This window comes from Centipeda sp. (in: firmicutes) (assembly GCF_057271695.1).
The window spans coordinates 1-19,584 of sequence record NZ_DBHIVL010000040.1 but is presented as its reverse complement, the minus strand read 5'-3'; the positions used below and the strand labels follow the sequence as shown (position 1 = coordinate 19,584).

General features: G+C 57.2%; 14 protein-coding genes, 1 tRNA gene and 1 other RNA gene. 10 read left to right on the top strand and 6 right to left on the bottom strand.

Features of this window, described 5'->3' with window-relative positions; translation table 11 throughout:
- Positions 1 to 43: 43 nt before the first annotated feature.
- The 4 genes from ACO6BQ_RS07525 to ACO6BQ_RS07510 form a co-directional block, all read right to left on the bottom strand.
- Positions 44 to 346 (bottom strand): Ada metal-binding domain-containing protein, encoded by a 303-nt coding sequence (locus tag ACO6BQ_RS07525; RefSeq protein ID WP_489120258.1) that lies wholly within the window; start codon positions 344 to 346, stop codon positions 44 to 46.
- Positions 347 to 371: 25 nt separating this feature from the next.
- Positions 372 to 1,652 (bottom strand): glucosaminidase domain-containing protein, encoded by a 1,281-nt coding sequence (locus ACO6BQ_RS07520; RefSeq protein WP_489120257.1) that lies wholly within the window; start codon positions 1,650 to 1,652, stop codon positions 372 to 374.
- Positions 1,653 to 1,827: 175 nt separating this feature from the next.
- Positions 1,828 to 2,604 (bottom strand): class I SAM-dependent methyltransferase, encoded by a 777-nt coding sequence (locus ACO6BQ_RS07515; protein ID WP_489120256.1) that lies wholly within the window; start codon positions 2,602 to 2,604, stop codon positions 1,828 to 1,830.
- Positions 2,601 to 3,179: an HD domain-containing protein gene (locus ACO6BQ_RS07510; protein WP_489120255.1), complete on the bottom strand. Its 579-nt coding sequence runs from the start codon at positions 3,177 to 3,179 to the stop codon at positions 2,601 to 2,603. Before ACO6BQ_RS07510 ends, ACO6BQ_RS07515 begins: the two co-directional genes overlap by 4 nt.
- Before the next feature lie 168 nt (positions 3,180 to 3,347).
- Between ACO6BQ_RS07510 and pheA the strand changes: the two genes are divergently transcribed.
- The 4 genes from pheA to ACO6BQ_RS07490 all read left to right on the top strand — a co-directional run bounded on the left by pheA (position 3,348) and on the right by ACO6BQ_RS07490 (position 7,108).
- The gene (gene pheA / locus ACO6BQ_RS07505) at positions 3,348 to 4,205 is read left to right on the top strand and encodes a prephenate dehydratase (protein ID WP_489120254.1); all 858 of its coding nucleotides are present in this window, start codon (positions 3,348 to 3,350) and stop codon (positions 4,203 to 4,205) included.
- A gap of 15 nt (positions 4,206 to 4,220) precedes the next feature.
- Complete coding sequence (aroF, locus tag ACO6BQ_RS07500) at positions 4,221 to 5,255, top strand: 3-deoxy-7-phosphoheptulonate synthase (RefSeq protein WP_489120253.1); 1,035 nt, start codon at positions 4,221 to 4,223, stop codon at positions 5,253 to 5,255.
- A gap of 157 nt (positions 5,256 to 5,412) precedes the next feature.
- On the top strand, positions 5,413 to 6,369 hold the full coding sequence (locus ACO6BQ_RS07495) for a hypothetical protein (protein WP_489120252.1): 957 nt from the start codon (positions 5,413 to 5,415) through the stop codon (positions 6,367 to 6,369).
- Entirely contained in the window at positions 6,344 to 7,108 is a 765-nt protein-coding gene (locus ACO6BQ_RS07490; RefSeq protein WP_489120251.1) for a nucleotidyl transferase AbiEii/AbiGii toxin family protein, read from the top strand. Before ACO6BQ_RS07495 ends, ACO6BQ_RS07490 begins: the two co-directional genes overlap by 26 nt.
- A gap of 191 nt (positions 7,109 to 7,299) precedes the next feature.
- On the opposite strand, the gene ACO6BQ_RS07485 is transcribed toward ACO6BQ_RS07490, so the two are convergent.
- Positions 7,300 to 7,671 (bottom strand): RidA family protein, encoded by a 372-nt coding sequence (locus tag ACO6BQ_RS07485; protein ID WP_489120250.1) that lies wholly within the window; start codon positions 7,669 to 7,671, stop codon positions 7,300 to 7,302.
- A gap of 76 nt (positions 7,672 to 7,747) precedes the next feature.
- Positions 7,748 to 9,163 (bottom strand): pyruvate kinase, encoded by a 1,416-nt coding sequence (gene pyk, locus ACO6BQ_RS07480; protein WP_489120249.1) that lies wholly within the window; start codon positions 9,161 to 9,163, stop codon positions 7,748 to 7,750.
- A 220-nt stretch (positions 9,164 to 9,383) separates the two neighbouring features.
- On the opposite strand from pyk, the gene ACO6BQ_RS07475 reads away from it, so the two are divergent.
- The 6 genes from ACO6BQ_RS07475 (at position 9,384) to dnaX (ending at position 19,425) form a co-directional block, all read left to right on the top strand.
- Positions 9,384 to 10,817 carry an alanine/glycine:cation symporter family protein gene (locus tag ACO6BQ_RS07475; RefSeq protein WP_489120248.1) on the top strand — a complete coding sequence of 478 codons (1,434 nt, stop codon included), beginning with the start codon at positions 9,384 to 9,386 and terminating at the stop codon, positions 10,815 to 10,817.
- A 186-nt stretch (positions 10,818 to 11,003) separates the two neighbouring features.
- Positions 11,004 to 15,953: an autotransporter subunit beta gene (locus ACO6BQ_RS07470; protein WP_489120247.1), complete on the top strand. Its 4,950-nt coding sequence runs from the start codon at positions 11,004 to 11,006 to the stop codon at positions 15,951 to 15,953.
- 233 nt (positions 15,954 to 16,186) lie between these two features.
- Complete coding sequence (gene pfkA / locus ACO6BQ_RS07465) at positions 16,187 to 17,152, top strand: 6-phosphofructokinase (RefSeq protein WP_489120246.1); 966 nt, start codon at positions 16,187 to 16,189, stop codon at positions 17,150 to 17,152.
- A gap of 118 nt (positions 17,153 to 17,270) precedes the next feature.
- Positions 17,271 to 17,361: transfer RNA gene (locus ACO6BQ_RS07460), tRNA-Ser, on the top strand.
- Between the two features lie 33 nt (positions 17,362 to 17,394).
- An RNA gene (gene ffs / locus ACO6BQ_RS07455) (signal recognition particle sRNA small type) lies at positions 17,395 to 17,494 on the top strand.
- A 77-nt stretch (positions 17,495 to 17,571) separates the two neighbouring features.
- The gene (gene dnaX, locus ACO6BQ_RS07450; protein ID WP_489120245.1) at positions 17,572 to 19,425 is read left to right on the top strand and encodes a DNA polymerase III subunit gamma/tau; all 1,854 of its coding nucleotides are present in this window, start codon (positions 17,572 to 17,574) and stop codon (positions 19,423 to 19,425) included.
- Positions 19,426 to 19,584 lie beyond the last annotated feature (159 nt).

The window sequence follows — 19,584 nt, the reverse complement described above, 5'->3', positions numbered from 1 at the left end:
GTGCGGGCAAAAAAGATACGTCAAGATGGCGTGGCTGAATTTATCAGTGCTTCCCAAGATTGCCAGGAATGATTTTTCCTTCTTTCCAGAGCCTGTAATGCTCTTTCATGCAGTTTCCGCAGGGACGAAAACCGGCAGCGATGGCAGTGGCTTCATCTTTGAAAAAAACGCGGTGCTGGATATACACTTCTCCATATTTCCCATCCAGTGTTGCATTGGCCGACGGGCAGTCCATGCGACCATAGATTTTGTCTTTTCCGTTGCCGCCGAGCGTTCCTTTTTCGGGGGAAAGATACGCTTCACCATTTTCATCTATTAGTTTATATAGTCTCTGAGTCTCTACCATAATGTTCTTCCTTCCGTAAGAGGCGTTATTTTTTCTTGTGCTTCTTGTCACCTGTGTCTCTCAGACACGCCTGCAGGAGGATCTGGTTGATGAGGATGTCGGTGTTTGCGGGGGCGATGGTGGCACCGTCGACGAGTGTGTTCCATGCGCCCGCGTAGTCCTTTGTGTGGATGAGGGCGACGGCGAGGGCAGGGTAGCTGTCCGCGTTCTGTGGGGCGCGACGGATGGCGTCGCGCAGCGGAGCAACCGCCTTCGCAGGGTTGTTCTCGGCGAGGAGGGTGAGCCCGTAGTTGTGGAGGGCGGCGGCATCGTCGGGGGCGACTTTCAGATAGACTTCGTAGGCGCGGCGAGCCTCTTTGACGTTTCCTGCGCCCGTATGGGCGAGTGCGATGCCGAGGTAGGGCTCGCTGCGCTTCGTGTTGCGTTTTTGCGCGGCGGTAAAGTCGGCAAGTGCCTCGGCATAGCCTGCGCGATGCAGATAGACGAGCCCGCGATAGATGTAGCCCTCGGCATCACCCGCCTGCATAATGTGCGCGTTCGCGGCACGCAGGGCGGCATCGGAGCCGTCGGGCTGACGTGCACGGTCGCGGATGACGATGATCTCCTGCCCGTAGTTCTTGCCGGGAACTGCCCAGACACCGTTGAGCTGTGTCCAGCGTGTGAGCTGTCCGTAGATGTCGGGGCGGTTCGTGCGGATGAGGTCGTAGCGCGGGTCGGCGAGAGGGCTGCGCGGCTGTTCTTTGCGGCTGTAGGCAAGGAGGTGCTGGATATGGGCACGCGCTCCCGTGCGGATGTTGGGGAAGGAGAGTCCCTTTGCACCGTTTCCGGTTGCACCAAGACCGCAGAAATTATTTTGTTTCCAGTCGACATCGCCGCCGTATGCAAAGAAGCCCGTTTCCTTGAACGCCTGCGCGAGCGCGAGATCGGCACGCACGCCCTCATGCTCCGCCTCCTCGTAGTAGGCATGGACGAGTTCCTCGGGCGTGCCCGTGAGCTTCGGCTTCGGATTGCGGCGCAGGAGGTAGGCGAGCATCTGCTCCTCGGTCGCCGCTGCCTCGCCCATGATGGTGATTTCTGTCGGCTCTGCGGTGGGCATTGGGAGGATGTCGAGGTTCGCTGTCGGTGCGGCGAAGTGCAGCCCTGCGGCAAGTTTTGCATCCACGGTCATCCCCTGTGGAATCGTGGCGGGAAATGCGGGGCGCGGGATGTTCGGCGCGGGTTCGGTCTGTGCCGCATATGCGGGGGCGGCACAGAGAAAGGCGGCAGCGGCAAGTATGGCAGAGAGATTTTTGCAGAACACGGACATTTTCCTTTCTTTAGGAATCACTGATAAAATGAAGTCCGTCAGATTGGTGTAGATTTTTTGTCCTGTCAAGGAGACAAACCGGACGCATAGCAGAGGCTATGTGGAGGATTTGTCGACGCAGAGAGGGCGAAAAAGATGCACCAAGATGATAGGGCTGAATTTATCAGTGCTTCCTTTACTTCGTCCCGTAGAGCATGCCGATGCCGCGCATCATGAAGCACACAGGCGGCGGCATGGGGATGTTTCGCTCGGTGTTCGGGAGATAGGAGATGTCGGCGATGCCCTTCTCTCGCAGGTAGGCGACGAACTCATCCATGTTGCCGTACATATCCTTGTTCCCGAAGGTGTCGTGCAGAGCGAACGCGCCGCCCTTTTTCAACACGCGCAGAGCCTCCTCGACGAGCATGAACTTGTCCTTCTGCGTGCGTACTTCGTGAAAGACAAAATTGCTGATGACGGCATCGAAGTGATTGTCGGTGAAGTCGAGTTTTGCTGCGTCGCCGTGCTGAAATGTGCAGCGATCTGCGACACCCTCGGCGGCGGCGTTTGCCTCGCACTGTGCCTGTCCGTAGTTCCACATCGGCGGCCAGTAGTCGATGCCGTGTACCTTTGCAGCCGGATGGCGCTTTGCCGTTGCAATGCTGAGCGCACCCGAGCCACAGCCGACTTCGAGCACACTGCCGCGCCCGTCCCACGGCAGCTGATCGAGCAGATAGGCATGAATCCGCCGCATAAGCCCGCCGCCATCGAAGTCGAAGACGCGGCGGCAGTAGTACATATAGAGGACGACAACGGTCGCGACGAAGGAGAGGATGGCGAGAATGAAGAAGGGCGCGGTCACGCGGTCATATATGAGTGCATAGAGCGCGGTGAGCACGTAGAGTCCCCCCGCGATTGCTGCGAGGGTTTTCATCATCGGGGTCGAGATCCAGTTGCCGTAGTTCGTTTTCATGTTTCAGTCTCCTTATTCAGCCCTGCAATCACTTCGTCGACCTCGCGGTTGACCTCCGCACGCAGCTCTTTGAGTACGGGCGTAAATGCTGCCTCCTTCACACCGTAGGTGCGCTGCAGATCGTATTCGAGCGGAAGCCATGTGTGGGGATTGCCCTCGTTGTGCGTGATGACTGCCTCCATGCGGTCGAGTGCCTTGACGATTTTCGCTTCCTCGGTCTCCATCGCGTCCATTTCAGCAAAAAGGGAGCGTACCTCCGCCGCATAGGGTGCGGGGAGCGCGTCAATCCACTTGTCGCGCAGTTCGTGTTCGCGTGTGCGGTCGGCATCCGTCTTTTCAAATGTCGGGATGTCGCCTGTAAAGACCTCGCCTGCATCGTGCAGGAGTGCCATGAGGAGGACGCGCGTGAGATCGACGGTGGGGAATTCATCGCGCAGAAAGTACGCCATCAGTGCCATCCGCCAGCTGTGCTCGGCAACACTTTCCTGCCGTCCCGACTTCATCCACGCGTGACGCGTGCGCTCCTTGAGCCCGGCGATACAGTGAACGATGGCAAGATACTCCTTTGGCGACATAGCTGCTCCCTTCGTATGGTTGTGAAATCATTTCTATTATAGCACAGGTGTAGAACAAGTGAAATGCACCTGAAATGAAAGTGTTTCCCATTGCCCTTGTCAACACGCCGCGCATATAGTATAGTAGATGACTATAGGAGGCGGGGCTTCCTATGGGGAGGAATGTGTGTGAGACAGAAAATGGGCGTGCTCGGTCCTGTGGGGACGCACAGCGAGGCGGCGGCACGCTATCTCATGGAGTGGCAGAGCCTTGACTGTGAGATGGTATGCTTCGGCGACATCGGCGAGTGCTTGCACGCGGTGGAGATGGGCGTGGTAGATGCTGCGTTCGTGCCCGTGGAGAATTCGCTTGAGGGGGCCATCGCGGTGACACTCGATGCGCTTGCACGCTCGGATACGCTACGCGTGCGGCGCGAGGTAATCTGGCCCGTACACAACTATCTGATGGCGCGCGCAAAGGATGCTGAGATCCGCGTGGTCTACTCACATGCGCAGCCCATCGCACAGTGCCGCGACTTCCTCCTGCGGCACTGCCCACAGGCGGAGATCATCAAGACAGCGAGCACGGCGCGCGCGGCGGAGATTGTCGGGGCATCTCCTGTGGAAGCGGGGGCTGCGGCGATCTGTACGCGCCGTGCGGGTGTGCTGAACGGTCTGGTGGAGATCGCGGGCAAGATCGAGGATCGCGGATCGAACTGCACGCGCTTCTTTGAGGTTGTGCGTGATGGGGCGACCATGCTGCCCGTAGCGTCTGCGGATACCGTCCTTCTCGTCTGTCAGATTGACGGCGCACGTGCGGGCGCACTCTACGATGTGCTTGGCGAATTTGCACATCGCGCGGTGAACCTCACGCGCATTGAGTCACGCCCTGCGCGGACGGAACTCGGCGCGTATCTGTTCTTTTTTGACCTCGACGCACACAGCGATGCAGATTCCATACGAGATGCCATCGATGCCGTCGGAGAGAAGAGCATCTGGCTGAAGGTGCTCGGCATTTTCCCCGTACACACGGCACGCAATGAATAGTAAGGAGCGATATAAATGGTAGTTATTATGAACTCGGATGCCTCGCAGGAGGATATTGAAAACGTCATCCGCGCCATTGAGGAGCAGGGGCTCGAGGCGAAGGTCATGGAGGGCGCACGGCAGAAAATCGTCGGTGTCATCGGAGACAAGACGAAGCTCGCGGCGACTCCAATTGATGCGATGCACGGCGTTGAGACGACCGTTGCTATCTCCAAGAGCTACAAGCTCGCGAGCCGCGAGTTCCATCCCGCACCGACGGTGATCGACGTGCGCGGTGTGAAGATCGGCGACGGTACGCCCGTTGTCATGGCGGGACCCTGCGCCGTCGAGTCGCGTGAGCAGCTGCTCGCGACGGCGGAGATCATCAAGGCGGGCGGCGCACAGTTCATCCGCGGAGGCGCGTACAAGCCGCGCACCTCGCCCTACGCATTCCAGGGGCTTGAGGAGGAGGGGCTGAAATACCTCGCCGAGGCGCGCGAAAAGACAGGGCTCGCTGTTGTGACCGAGGTCACGGTGGTCGAGGCAGTGGATACGGTCGCCGCCTATGCTGACATCCTCCAGATTGGCGCGCGCAATATGCAGAACTTCGGCCTCCTGCGTGCGGTCGGGCGTGCGGGCAAGCCCGTCATGCTCAAGCGCGGACTTGCCGCAACCATCGACGAGTGGCTGAATGCCGCCGAGTACATCATGAACGAGGGCAACCCGGACGTCATTCTCTGCGAGCGTGGCATTCGTACCTATGAGACATACACGCGCAACACGTTTGACATCAGTGCGATTGCGGCGATCAAGCATCTCTCACATCTGCCGATCATCGCCGACCCGAGCCACGGCACGGGCAAGTGGCGCATGATCAAGCCGATGTCGCTTGCCTCCATCGCGGCGGGCGCGGACGGGCTCATCATCGAGGTGCATCCGAACCCCGCACGAGCACTCTCTGACGGCCCGCAGTCGCTTACCCCCGAGAACTATCGTGATCTCATGGCGAGCGTGCAGAAGCTCAGCCGCTTCATGGCGGAGGAGAAGATCGAACCGATGGTGAAGGGGTAAGCTGTTGCTTACAATGTATTGTACTGTGCCCCGCGCCACTTTGTGGTGCGGGGCTTTTGTGGTTCCTTCAATCAAACGTATAACATTAAAAATTGACTTTTAACACTAAAAAAGTTAAAATAGAAAAAAAGAGTTAAAAGGGAAAGGGGGAGAGATTGTGCTGCGAGAAGAATTGGGGTTGGAGATGCGCTATGCTTCGTGGAAAAAGGATAAGAAACTGCCGTTATTTCTACGTGCGAATTATCAATTTTATCGCGCTGAGATCGAATCATTCCCTTGTATTTTAATCGAGCCGGAGAGTGCCCTCGTCAGTGTAACCACACTAAGAAAGCATATAGCACAGGTAGAGTTGTTCGCTCAGCTTCCTGTTGTGCTCGTATTTGATCGTATATCCGAGTCGCGCAGAGGCGCACTGATAAAATATAAAATTCCCTTTATTGTCAGGGGGAAAATGAACTATTTGCCTTTTATCGGTACCTACATGGTGCCGGGGAAGCGTTTGCAGCCTGTACAGCACTTTCTTCTGGCGACGCAGATCACGTTTTTTTACTGTTTATACGTTTCTGCACAGGGAGTTCCTCAAGCAGTACTGTCTGACCAGCTCCCTTTTTCGGCGATGACGATGAGCCGTGTTGCGAAACAGTTGGTGGAGTCGAAACTCTTTTGTCGCCATAAAGAAGGCTTTCGTGTTATCTTGCGTAGAGCTGATGAGCCAGATGTCCTGTTCGAGCGGGCACATTCGTTTTTGCGTTCTCCAGTACACTCCGTCGGGTATGCAGATCGTACGGAGCTGACACCTGAGTTCTTCATTGCAGGTGAGTCGGCGCTATCAGAATACAGTTGGCTGAATCCGCCCTCGTGTGAGACCTATGCTATTTATCGTAGAGATTGTCCGATTGAGCTGCAGCAGGAACTCGTTGATGAGGAGCGTCAGGTGCGTGTGGAGCTGTGGCGATATGCTCCTCATATCCTTAGCAGAGACGGCTGTGTAGACCCGCTGTCACTTGCACTGTCCCTGCGGGAGAATATGGGTGAGCGAGTCGATCAGGCAATCGAGGAGATGTTGGACGATGTTTGGGAGGGACGGTATGATTCCGGGACTTTTGACATTTGAGCAACATTTTCGCACGGTTAGAGAACAGTATGTCATCATTGGGGGAACTGCGTGTGACTTGCTTATTCACGAGCAGGGCGGTGATTTCCGTGCAACAAAGGATCTCGATATGGTCTTGATCGTCGAAGCGATGACATCGAATTTCGGGGAGACGTTCTGGGCGTTTATTCGTGAGGCGGTGTATGAGACGTGGTGCAGATCGGATAAAACACCGCAATACCATCGTTTTATGAACCAAAAGTCTGACCAATATCCTAAGATCATCGAGTTGTTCTCACGACAGCCGGATTACATTATGTCAAGAACGAATATGCATTTGACTCCGATTCACGTCGATGATGACATATCCAGTCTGTCTGCCATTCTGCTGAATGATGTATACTATGAGTTCCTGCGATCAGGGATCATTTCTTCTGCTGTGGGGGTTCCCGTCTTGGACATTCCATATCTCATTGCATTTAAGATCAAGGCATGGCTTGATAATCGTGAGAGAATGTCACGGGGGGAAGATGTGCATCGTAATGACATAAGCAAACACAAGAACGATGTGCTTCGTTTGATTTCCTATGTGCAGCCTGATATTACTAAACCTGTTCCAACAGAGATTTACACGGATATAGATTACTTTTGTAACGTAATGAAAAACGAGGAGATCAATTTCAAACAGTTTGGACTGGGAAATATAAGCAAAGGAGAGGTTTTGCAAGTAATCAGAGAGCTTTACGAAGAAGTGAAGTGATTCTTTCGCACGCGAACAAGGCGCGATCGCATGAAGTCTGATCTGCATCATGCAATCGCGCCTTTAGCACTTGTTATCTCAAGGAATCGTCGATAAAATAGAGCTTCGAATTCATGCAGATTTTTCGTCCTGTCGGCAAAGAGCGGACGAAAAGATGTGCCGAGACGATGGGCTGAATTATTGGTGCTTCCTCAACCCTCTGCAATCACTTCGATCTCGCAGAGAGCTCCTGCGGGCAGTGCCTTTGCGGCGACGCAGGAGCGGGCGGGTTTCCCTGTGAAGTGGCGTGCGTAGACCTCGTTGAATGCGGCGAAGTCACCCATGTCCGCGAGGAAGCAGGTGGTCTTGACGACACGCGTGAGGTCGGTACCGGCGGCGGCAAGGACGGCTCTGAGGTTCGCGCAGACCTGTGCCGCCTGTCCCTCGACGGTATCCGAGGTGATCTTTCCTGCGGCGGGGTCGATGCCGATCTGTCCCGAGGTATAGACGAGGTTGCCGACGCGCATCGCTTGGCTGTACGGGCCGAGGGCGGCGGGGGCGTTATCGCTGTGAATCGTTTCCACTGTAAAATCTCCTTTTCATAAAAAAGGAAGCCGTTTCACAAACAAGCGGCTTCCTTTCGTCATTTCTGAGTTACGTTTAGTGAATCGTCGTAACGCGGACGGCGACGGAGCCGCCCTCGTTGTAGGTCATGCCCGCGACCATGACGACCTTGTCGCCCTCCTTGACGTAGCCGTGCGAGAGTGCGCCGCGCGTGCAGGACTCGATCATGTCCTCGACGCTCGTCCACTTGCGTCCCTGCATGGGGTAGACACCCCAGCGCAGGTTGATGTGACGCGCAATCATCGGGCTTGGTGCGTAGGCGACGATCATCGCTTTCGGGCGGTACTTCGACACAACGCGCGTCGTGTAGCCGGACTGGGTCGGCGTGAGGATCGCGGCCGCACTCGTCTCATAGGCGAGCTGCACCGTTGCGTGCGAGACGGCATCGGTCACGGAGGAACGCTCGCGAATGCTGCGTGCACGGATGATCGTGTCGTACTCGAGCGACTGCTCCATGCGCAGGGCAATCGTGCTCATCGTCTTGACCGCCTCGACAGGGTAGTCGCCGCTTGCTGTCTCACCCGAGAGCATAATCGCGTCCGCGCCGTCAAAGATCGCGTTGCCGACATCCGAGACCTCCGCACGTGTCGGGCGCGGATTCGTTGTCATGGATTCGAGCATCTGCGTTGCGACGATGACGGGCTTGCCAACCGCGTTGCACTTGCGGATGATCTCTTTCTGGATGACGGGCACGTCCTCTGCCGGCACCTCAACGCCGAGGTCGCCGCGTGCAACCATGATGCCGTCCGAGACCGCGAGGATTTCGTCAAAATTGTTGACGCCCGCGAGATTTTCGATCTTCGGGATGATCTCCATGTGACCGCCGTGCTTTGCGATCAGATGGCGGATCTCCTCCACGTCCGCCGGACGCTGGATGAAGGATGCCGCAACGAAGTCCATATCGTTCTGGATGCCGAAGATGATGTCACGCTCGTCCTGCTCGGAGATCGCAGGCAGACTCAGCTCGATGCCGGGTGCTGCTACGCGCTTGCGCGTCGACATCGGGCCTGAGTTCTGGATCGTCGTCACGATGTCCTTGCCGCGAATCTCATCGACCACGAGACCGACGAGACCGTCCGAGAGGAGCAGCGTGTCGCCCGGCTTTACCTCGTTGTAGAGGTTCTTGTGGTTGACACTGACGTGCGTCTCATCGCCCGGCGTGTCCTCGTAGGTCAGCGTGAACTGCTTGCCCTTCTCGAGCTGTACCTTGCCGCCTGCAAACTCGCCGAGACGCATCTCAGGGCCCTTTGTGTCGAGAATGAGCGAAATGACCTTCCCCGAACGCTCTGCCGCCGCGCGCACCTTGTTGATGCGTACGAGGTGCTCCTCGTGTGTGCCATGCGAGAAGTTGAAGCGCGCGCAGTTCATCCCGTTCTCAATGAGCGCGTCAACAATTCCCTCGGGATCCGTTGCCGGCCCCTGTGTGCAGATAATTTTTGTCTTTTTCAGCATATCATGTCCCCCGCTTTTTAGGAATCACTGATAAGGTGCTTCCCTTGTCCCTGAAACTTACTACTACTCATATTTTACACTCTTTTTAGAGAGAAGTAAAGGAAGCAGGATATAAAAGTACCTGAATGATTCTCCTTATGAAAGAATACAGGAATGCAATTTGACAAATCTTTGTCCTTTCCATTATGATGTAGTCTATTCTTTTGGGAAGGGTGATTTTATGGATTTTCTCAACGCGGTGGTTGGCTCGGTCAACGACTTTCTGTGGACGTATATCATCATCGTTGTGCTCGTGGGCTGCGGTCTGTGGTTCACGTTCTCGACCGGATTCGTCCAGCTGCGTGCACTGCCCGAGATGGTGCGTCTGCTTGCAGGGGACCTCGGTCGTCGCCCGAGCGGACGCAAGGCGATCTCCTCGTTTCAGGCGTTCTGTGTCAGCACCGCCTCGCGTGTCGGCGTCGGCAATATCGCGGGCGTTGCGATTGCCATTGTGACGGGCGGCCCCGGCGCGGTGTTCTGGATGTGGGTCATCGCCTTCATCGGGACGGCGACGGGGTTTGTCGAGAGTACACTCGCGCAGATCTACAAGATCCCGCGTGGACACGGGCTCTTTCACGGCGGACCTGCGTACTACATCCAGAACGCACTCGGACAGCCGGCGGTCGCAAAACTCTTTGCCGTGCTCATCTCGGTCACATTCGGTCTGATCTATGTCTCGGTGCAGGCAAATACGATTGCGCTTTCGATGGAGAAGGCGTTCGGCATCGATACGTGGGTGATGGGGGTGGTTCTTGCGGTGCTTGCGGGGGCGGTTATCTTCGGCGGGATTCATCGCGTGGCAAATTTCTCAACCCTGCTTGTCCCCGTGATGGCGGGCATCTACCTCCTTATTGCAGCAATCATCATCGTCCTCCACATCGATCAGGTACCCGCGATGTTTGCGCTGATCCTGCATGACGCGTTCAGCCCGCAGGCGGCAGTCGGCGGCGGCATCGGCACGGCGATTCTCACGGGGATTCGGCGCGGTCTCTTTTCAAACGAGGCGGGCGAGGGCTCGATCCCCAATGCGGCGGCGACGGCGAACGTCACGCACCCCGTCAAGCAGGGGCTCGTCCAGGCGTTCGGTGTCTATGTCGATACGTGGATTGTCTGCTCGGCAACGGCATTCATCGTGCTCCTCACGGGGCAGTATACGATTGGCGGCGATACGACGGGCATCGCACTCGCACAGGACTCGCTTGCGAGCGTCTTTGGTCCGTGGGCGTCCAGTCTGCTCGCGGTGCTCATCTTCCTCTTTGCATTCAGTTCCGTCGTCGGCAACTACTATTACGGCGAGATCAACATCCACTTCATCACGGAGAACACGAAGCCTGCGCTCTTCGTCTACCGTCTTGCCGTCGTCGCAATGGTATTCTTCGGCTGTGTGGCGGCATTTGGACTCGTGTGGAATCTCGCCGACCTCTTCATGGCGATGATCTGTCTCACGAACCTCTACGCCATCGCACGCCTCGCACCGCTTGCACGCATCGCGCTTGCGGACTATTTCACGCAGAAGGCGGCGGGCAAGAACCCCGTATTCGATCCCTCCATCATGCCCGACCAGCATGGCATCATGGGATGGGACGAGGCGCAGTTCCACGCGCAGAAGCATTGAATACGCATCTTGAAAAATAAAATATAAGCATATATGCAATTGCTTTAAGAGTAAATTGCTTGAAAAATAATTGCATTTTTTATGCAATAGATATTTTCTTTTTGAAAAGTATGTGGTGGTATTGTCCTAGATTAGAAATAGATGTTTATGGATTGCGTTGAAAAACGCGGATAGGAGGCGAACAATTTGTTCAAAGAAATGAAATCACCTCGTCTGGCTCTGCTCGTTGCAATTGCACTCGGTGGAGGCGGATTCCTTTCGTCTGCACAGAATGTGTCGGCGGCGGATGTGACGGGGAATGATGTACTGATCGACAATACACATGCGCCGTCGAATAATGTTGTCGAGCCTGGCGGCATTAGCATCGGCTCGGCGGCAGGTTATATTGGCGTAGAAGGAGATAGCGGCAATGTCACGAACAATACGCTGACATTCAAGGAGCGTCCATTCCCGGGTTATTTGACGTCTTTGTACGGAGGCATCACCTTTGGTACGGGGAATGTGACGGGGAATAAGGTGCTTGTTGATCCGGCAACACACCCGCTCGTTTCCTCTGCCAGAGATATATATGGCGGCGCTGCAAATGGCGGCGGGAACGTCGTGGGCAACCATGCCGTATTCAATGGCACGCGGCTTGAAAAGGATATGGTCGGTGGCGTGGCGCGTAAAACCGGAACGGGAGTCGTCAAGGAGAATACGGCGACGCTCAAAGGCGACGCGGTAGATGGGGAAATTTACGGTGGTTTGGCGGAACGCGGTGCCAATGGCGATGTGGTCGAGAACAAAGTGTTCATTGAGACTGGCACTGCGGGAAAAGTTTACGGCGGATTCACCGATGGAACTGGAAAGGTAACGGGCAACGAGGTCACCATCAAGGGTGGCATCGTGACAGAGGTCTACGGTGGCTCTACGGAAGGGACAGGTGAAGTGTCCGGCAATAAGGTCAACCTTGGCGACGGAACGGCTGCTCTGAAAGCGGGTTATCGGATCAATGGCACGATTTTTGGCGGTCACAGCAATGATTTGAACAAAGTCTCGAACAACACGCTGAACGTCAATGCAAATGCCGTAGCCCATAACATCAAGAACTTCGAGACGATTAACTTCAACTACAATACCCACATGGATACGAGCAACCCGCTGCTCAAGCTGACGGATTCGGGCAAAACAAAGATTAAAAAACTCAGTCAAATCTATGTGAACGGTGGACTGCTCGGTTCCGGCACACTGATCGAGAATGCGCATGGCATCGACATTGAGTCGTACACTGCGGCGGTCTCTCGGACGGGAGAAACGACGGAAACCATCATTGACAAGGATGGAGCGACCAAGATCGGCTATAAGGGCTACCGGTTCAAGGGAGCGCGCACTACGCAAAGCGAAGGGACAGACACATGGGGCGGTCGTTCGATCCTCGGCAATACAACGACGGATAATGAAATTACGCTGACCGGCAACTATGGTGTGCAGAATGTCTACGGCGGCTGGACGAGCGGCACAGGCTCGACAGCGACGGGGGAGAACGCGAAGAACCACAGCATTGGCAACACGATCACGTTCAACGGAGCGGCGGCGACCAACACGGTGGGCAATATGTTCGGCGGCTTGACGGTCTCGTCGGGCGGTAATGCGACGGGCAACCGTGCAGTGCTGAACAGCGGTAAGGTTACCGGCTCACTGACGGGTGGCTCTGTGGGGGCAACCGGCGGCAATGCAACGGGGAACTTTGTCGACATCAACGGCGGTACGGTGCAGCAGTCCACCTATGGCGGTTCAGCCGGTGGTACTGGGAAAGCGGAGAACAATACGGTTACGCTCACAAATGGTACGGTGGACGGCGACGTTTATGGCGGTGTTGCTGACTCCGGAGCCGCAACGGGCAACAAGGTCTATATCAAGGGCGGTTCTGCAACGAATCACGATGTCTACGGCGGTTTTTCAACGAATGGAAACGTAACGGAAAACAAGGTATTCATTGAGGGGGGCACGAAACGCGATGTGTTCGGTGGTCTCACGAGGAATGGCAACGCGACAGGCAACACGGTCACTGTTACGGGGGGAACGGTACGCAATATTGACGGTGGACGTGCGCTGAACGGCAGCGCGACAGGGAATACGGTCAATCTCGGCGATGGGAAAAGTGACTATGCAGGACAGGTCAACGGTGTTATCAATGGCGGTAGCGGCATGGCCTATGGTGCGGATTATCGCACGGGCAATACGCTGAATGTCTACGATAATGCAGGTGCTGCAAACATCAACAGCTTTGAGACGATCAATTTCCATTTCAACGAATATGTAAATAAGTCCGCTGCTATGCTGAGCCTCTCGGGCACAGGCGAGACGACGATAAAGAGTCTCGGCGATCTCCGTGTGAATGGCAAGCGCGGATTCAAGGGGACGCTGATCCAGCATACCGGCACAGGTACGATTACCCTCTCAGAGGGGCCGGATCGCGTTGCCAAGACGGAGGGGGATACGAAGGAACTCGTCCTTGCGAAGTCCACAGACAGCAAGAAGATCACCTACGAAAGCTATATCTTTAAGGGTGCGACCACGCCGACGACGGATGACGGCGGCACATACAAGGACATCTTCGGCGGACGTTCGATCCTCGGCAATACGACCACAGAGAACGAGATCACCGTCTCCGATGCCGTCACCTATCGGAACGCCTATGGCGGCTGGACGAGCGGCACGGGAACGACGCTGACGGAGAAGGGGAACAGCATCTCCAACAAGATCACAGTTGGCTCTACCGTCACGAATGTCACGGGCACGGTCTATGGTGGTTTTACCGATGTGCCGGGCGGCAATGCAACGAGCAACGAAGTCACGATTGAAAAATCCATCGCGGGCGCAGTTGTCGGCGGCAAGGCTGCGGGCGATGCGTCGGGCAACACCGTCACCGTCAAGGCGAATACGGGCGCAGTCACGGGCGGCGACGGCGCGACGACGAACAACAACACCGTGAACCTCCATGGTGCGACGGTGGGGGGCGCGGTCACGGGAGGTACACAGGCAAACAGCACGGGTAATACACTGAATGTCAAGGGCACGAACACGGCGCAGAACATTGTAGGCTTCCAGAAGGTGAAATTCGATGCGAGCAATGTCGCTGCGGGAGCAACCATGCTGAATCTCTCGACTGGTACGACGACGCTTGACAAGAGCGCGATCGACGCGACAGGCAGCACAGTAAACGGCGGTATTACACTGCTCGAAAATGCGAATGGAATTACGATCAATGGGCTTGGTGCGACCGATAGCGTGGTGAAGTCCGAGACGGACGCGACGACAGAAAAGAATATTGGCGTCGAGAGAAATGGCGGCGTGATTAAGAAAGTCACCTACGAAGGCTATCAGTTCGCAGGTGTAACGACTGCTGTCACTAGTGGTACCACCAATATCTACGGCGGTATCTCGAAGGCGGGCAACTCCACGCATGACAACAAGTTTACTGTGAATGACGGCAGCGGCAAGACCGTCTACGGCGGCTATACCACTGGCGCAAATGGGACGGCGACGGACAAGAACGACAGCCATACAAACGAGGTCACGCTCACAGGCGGCACCTATACCAACGTCTACGGCGGTTGGACGAATGTCGGCAAGGCTGTGTCGAATACGGTGAACGTGACCGCCAATGCACAGGGAACGCTTGTCGGCGGCTACTCCGCAAGTGGCGAGGCATCGAACAACGTGGTCGATGTCACGAATGCTGCCTTTACCGGCAATATCACAGGCGGTCAGGGTGCAGTGACGAACTACAACGTGATCCGTCTCCGCAATGCGGCGGTCACCGGTACGATCAAGGGCGGTACGACGACAAACGGCGTGGACAACACGCTTGCCGTTTCCTACGGCTCGGGTGCTTCCTCGTCGGTCGGTGACATCACCAATGTCCAGAGACTCCATTTTGATATGGAGAGTGCGCCTGTGCGCAATGCAAATCCTCTGCTGAATCTGACGAATGTCAGCGGCGGCGATAAGAATCTCACTGGGATGAAGTTCGCCGTTCATCGCAGCGGCGCAACGCAGAAACTCGAAAAGGGCGACACGTTCACGCTCATGGAGAACACGACCGGCGGCGGACATAACATCACCGTCGGCAGCGGCGTGACGGCAGAGGGCAGGGACGGCGTATCGCGCAACTACACGTTTGACATCACGCAGGATCCGAATGACGCACATAAGCTCATCGCAACGGTGACGAAGGTGGGCATGGGCGAGCAGTCCAAGTCCATCGTTGAGACGCGTGCGGGCGCGAGTGCGCTCCTGAACGACGGCGCAGACTTCACGGCGGGACCGGGCATGGATGCGGCGAAGAAGGAGGCGCGTGCGGCGGCACAGAGCGGCAGTGCTCCCTACGGCATCTGGGTAGGCATGGGCGGCGGTTCGCTCCGCCACGAGACCGGCTCCTATGTCGATATGAAGGGCTGGAACCTCGGTGTCGGTTGGGCGCGTGAGAACGCTGTGCAGGCGGGGACGCTCACATTTGGCCCATTCATCGAGTATGGACGCGGCAGCTATGACTCCTACCTCGACGACGGCACGCACGGCAGCGGCAAGACCAGCTTCCTCGGTGCGGGCGTGATGGCAAAGATTGAGACGAACAGCCACTGGGTTGACGGCTCGCTGCGCGTCGGCAGGACGAAGAGCGACTACACAGGGTTTGCAAACTACGATACGACAAGCACCTACTATGGTGTGCAGGTCGGTGCAGGCAAAGACCTCCATGTGAGTGAAAACGATACCGTCGGTGTGTATGTGCGCTACGCGTATGCGCACACGGCAGGTACGAGCGCACATCTGAGCAGCGGCGAGACATTCGACTTCGACGCGGTGAACTCGCATCGTCTGCGCCTCGGTACACGCTATACGCACGGCATGACGGCACTCAGTCAGTTCTACGCAGGGCTTGCATGGGAGTATGAGTTCGACGGCGATGCGCGTGCGACCTCGCAGGGCGACAGCGCACCGAGCCCGTCACTCAAGGGCGGCAGTGCACTGCTCGAACTGGGCTATCGGTTCGCGCCGCAGGGCAGCCGCCTGAGCTACGACCTGAACCTCAATGGATGGCAGGGCAAGCGCAAGGGCGTTACGGGTGGTGTCTCCGTCAAGTGGGCGTTCTGAGCATAGTCTAAAGCGAATGTAGACAACAAAAAGAGAGATTGGATTTCCTCGTGTGAGGTGTCCAATCTCTTTTTGTTTTCATTGTCTATAGGGGTTGCAGATATTATTTTCTGTGAAAGACTTTACTTTTCGCGTGTGCTTTCGTAAAATATAGGACAGATAGTGATTCGCATAAGCGTGGCATGGGGGTTGCTGTACTTGTCAGTGATTCTCTAGGGACGGGGGATGTTTTTATGCTGAAAAAGGCAATCGCGGTCGTCACTTCGGGCGGCGACAGTCCGGGCATGAATGCTGCGGCGCGTGCAGTGGTGCGCACTGCCATCTATGAAGGGGTCGAGGTCTACGGCATCCATAACGGCTACAGCGGCATGGTGCACGATGATATTGAAAAGCTCACGACGCGCAGCGTCAGCGATCTGATCCAGCGCGGCGGTACGTTCCTCGGTACGGCGCGCAGCAAATCGTTCATGACGCCCGAGGGGCGCAGGACGGCATTTGAGAATCTGCGCAAGCACGGCATCGAGGGGCTGGTCATCATTGGTGGCGACGGCTCGCTTACGGGTGGCTCGCTGCTCAGTAAAGAGACGGGAATGCCGATCGTCGGTCTGCCCGGCACGATCGACAACGATGTCTGGGGTATGGACTATACGATTGGCTGCGATACGGCGTGCAATACGATCGTGGACGCGATCAACAAGCTGCGCGACACGGCATCGGCACATCGCCGCATCATTCTCGTCGAGGTGATGGGGCGGCACTCGGGCTGGCTCGCGATGATGTCGGGTGTTGCGGGCGGTGCGGAGTACATCCTCGTGCCCGAGGTGGCGTACGATCTGGAGGAGATCAGCTGCGATCTGAAGGAGATGTATGAGGCGGGCAAGCGGTACAGCATCATTGTGGTTGCGGAGGGCGCGGGCTCGGCGGTGGAGATCGGCAAGATCATCCGCGAAAAGACGGAGATTGACACGCGCGTCTCGGTGCTCGGTCACATCCAGCGCGGCGGCTCGCCGACGGTAGAGGATCGCATCAAGGCATCGATGCTCGGCGAAAAGGCGGCACTTGCGATTATCTCGGGGGTCAGCGATGTGATCTTCAGCTTCAACGAGGGACAGGTCGTGGGCGTGAATCTCTTTGAGGCGGTCAACAATACGAAGACGCTCGACCCCGAGCTGGTACGTCTTTCGCGTGTCCTTGCATAGTGAATATGATGGAGAGCCGCTGCGGCGGTTCTCCATTATTTTTTCCTTGACAACGGCGCGGTTCTCGTGCTAGACTAGCAAGCGTTGCAGAAGTGAATAGCTTTTTTGAGAGCACAGTGGAGAGTTGTCCGAGTGGTTGAAGGAGCACGCCTGGAAAGCGTGTGTGCGGTGATACCGTACCGAGAGTTCGAATCTCTCACTCTCCGCCATTTTTATTGATTTTTCTCAGGGCGGGCTGCAGTGCCTTGGTCTCGCGCAATGGGGCCCTGTGAACCCCGTCAGGTCCGGAAGGAAGCAGCGGTAAGCGGATCGTCTCATGTGCCGTGAGGGTGCCTGGGGGCTGTGGCCTGCCGTGGGAGAAATCGCGTGAATTTGGAGCAGCCCGATGGGGCTGTTTTTTGTTGTTGGGAGGTTTCGTCATGTCCTATGTTGCGCTCTATCGCCGCTGGCGGCCGGAGACGTTCGCCGATCTCGTGGGGCAGGAGCACATCAGCCGCACGCTTGCACGCGCAGTGACGGCGGGGCAGACGAGCCATGCCTACCTATTTACAGGACCGCGCGGTACGGGCAAGACGAGCATGGCGAAGATTCTCGCGCGTGCGCTCAACTGCGTCGAGGGGCCGACGCTCACGCCGTGCGGTGTGTGTGACTCCTGCCGCAGCATCAGTGACGGCTCGTCGATGGACGTGTTTGAGATCGACGCGGCATCGAACCGCGGCATCGACGAGATCCGCGACCTGCGCGAGTCGGTGAAGTTTGCACCGACGGTAGGGCACTACAAGATCTACATTATCGACGAAGTTCATATGCTGACGACGGAGGCGTTCAACGCACTCCTCAAGACGCTCGAGGAGCCGCCTCCGCAGGTGCTTTTTATCCTTGCGACGACGGAGCCGCACAAGGTACCCGCGACGATCCAGTCGCGCTGTCAGCGGTATGACTTCCACCGCATTACGGTGACGGAGATCCGCGACCGCCTCATTCACGTCTGTCAGGAGTCGGGCATCGCGGCGGATGCGGATGCGCTCGGAATCATCGCGGTGCAGGCAGATGGCGGTATGCGTGACGCGCTCTCGATTCTCGACCAGTGTACCGCACTCGCGGAGGGGGCGCTTACGGCGGAGCGCGTACAGGAGGTGCTCGGACTCGTCGGACGCGCGTGGATCGAAAAGATGGCACTGCACATTGCGGATCGCTCGGCGGCACCCCTGATCGAACAGCTCGGGGAGCTCCTGCAAAACGGGCGTGAGCTGAAGCAGATTCTTGCAGAGCTCGCGCAGTATTTCCGCAGCCTGATGATCGTGGGCGTGGGCGGCGCATTCTCTGCGACGGAGCTGGCGGATGCACAGGCGACAGTGTTGAAGGATGCGGCGGCGCGCTTTCCGCAGGATGAAATCATGTCCATCCTGCGGACGCTAAACGAGACAATGCAGGAGATCCGCTTTGCTCCGCAGCCGCGCATTGCGGTGGAGGCGATGCTGATCGGGCTGTGCCGCCCGTCGGAGGCTGTGTCGGCAGAGGGGGCTGCGGTCGTTTCCCATCCTGCCGATACGGCGCGGATTGCACGGCTTGAGGAGGAGGTGCGCCGCCTCGCAGCGCAGCTTGCGGCGGGCGGAGCGGAGCAGACTGCCACAGTGGGAAGCGGAGCGGCAAATGCTGCTACTGCTGTGTCGAAACCGACGGCGCAGCCCGCGCAAAAAAGCGCGGCACCGAAGCGGCTCGCAAAGAGCGGGAATGCGGACGCACCTCGATCGAGTGCGCCGCGTCAGCTCGACGGCGCACTGTGGAAGAAGTTTGAGGCACGGCTCAAAGAGCGGAACAAGCTCGCAGCGTCCCTGCTCTCGGGCGCAGACTACGAGGGGGCGACCGAGACGCACTTCTTTGTCCGCCCTGCAACGGATATGGCACGCGACTACATTATGAAGCGGCACCGCGCCGTCTTTGAGGAGGTCATGTCAGAGCTGGCAGGCCGTCCGCTGCGCGTCGTCTGCACGGGCGGCGAGGAGGAGATTCCTCCTGCGGCATCCGTGCCGCAGGAGCCGGCGTACCCCGCGCCCGTCGCGGAGCTGCTGAAGATCGCGGGTGACGGCGCACGCGTGGAGGAGATTGCCGCGTCGGCAAAGCGTTCCACGCCGCCGCAGTCACCCGTACCGCCGAAAGTCGCCGCAGCGGCGGTGGAGGAGGACGCGCCCTATGAGGTGTACGAGCCGACGGCGGACGAGGAGGCGGAGATGTTCGACTATGACGAGCTGCCACCGGACGAGAACACTTGACGTTGTCGGCGGTTTTTGTTAGGCTATGAACACATACGCTATGGCTAGGGAAGCGCTGATAAATTCAGCGTCGTCATCTTGGCGCATCTTTTTTGCCCGCACTGCGCCCTCGATCCTCCACATAGCTTTGGCTATGCGTCCGGTTTGCCTCCTTGTTCG

Bases quoted from the DNA above. Each gene is read 5' to 3' on its own strand.
- pyk (WP_489120249.1), bottom strand. From the start codon at position 9,163: ATGCTGAAAAAGACAAAAATTATCTGCACACAGGGGCCGGCAACGGAT.
- ACO6BQ_RS07475 (WP_489120248.1), top strand. From the start codon at position 9,384: ATGGATTTTCTCAACGCGGTGGTTGGCTCGGTCAACGACTTTCTGTGG.
- ACO6BQ_RS07490 (WP_489120251.1), top strand. From the start codon at position 6,344: ATGATTCCGGGACTTTTGACATTTGAGCAACATTTTCGCACGGTTAGA.
- dnaX (WP_489120245.1), top strand. From the start codon at position 17,572: ATGTCCTATGTTGCGCTCTATCGCCGCTGGCGGCCGGAGACGTTCGCC.
- pfkA (WP_489120246.1), top strand. From the start codon at position 16,187: ATGCTGAAAAAGGCAATCGCGGTCGTCACTTCGGGCGGCGACAGTCCG.
- aroF (WP_489120253.1), top strand. From the start codon at position 4,221: ATGGTAGTTATTATGAACTCGGATGCCTCGCAGGAGGATATTGAAAAC.
- ACO6BQ_RS07515 (WP_489120256.1), bottom strand. From the start codon at position 2,604: ATGAAAACGAACTACGGCAACTGGATCTCGACCCCGATGATGAAAACC.
- ACO6BQ_RS07510 (WP_489120255.1), bottom strand. From the start codon at position 3,179: ATGTCGCCAAAGGAGTATCTTGCCATCGTTCACTGTATCGCCGGGCTC.
- ACO6BQ_RS07520 (WP_489120257.1), bottom strand. From the start codon at position 1,652: ATGTCCGTGTTCTGCAAAAATCTCTCTGCCATACTTGCCGCTGCCGCC.
- ACO6BQ_RS07525 (WP_489120258.1), bottom strand. From the start codon at position 346: ATGGTAGAGACTCAGAGACTATATAAACTAATAGATGAAAATGGTGAA.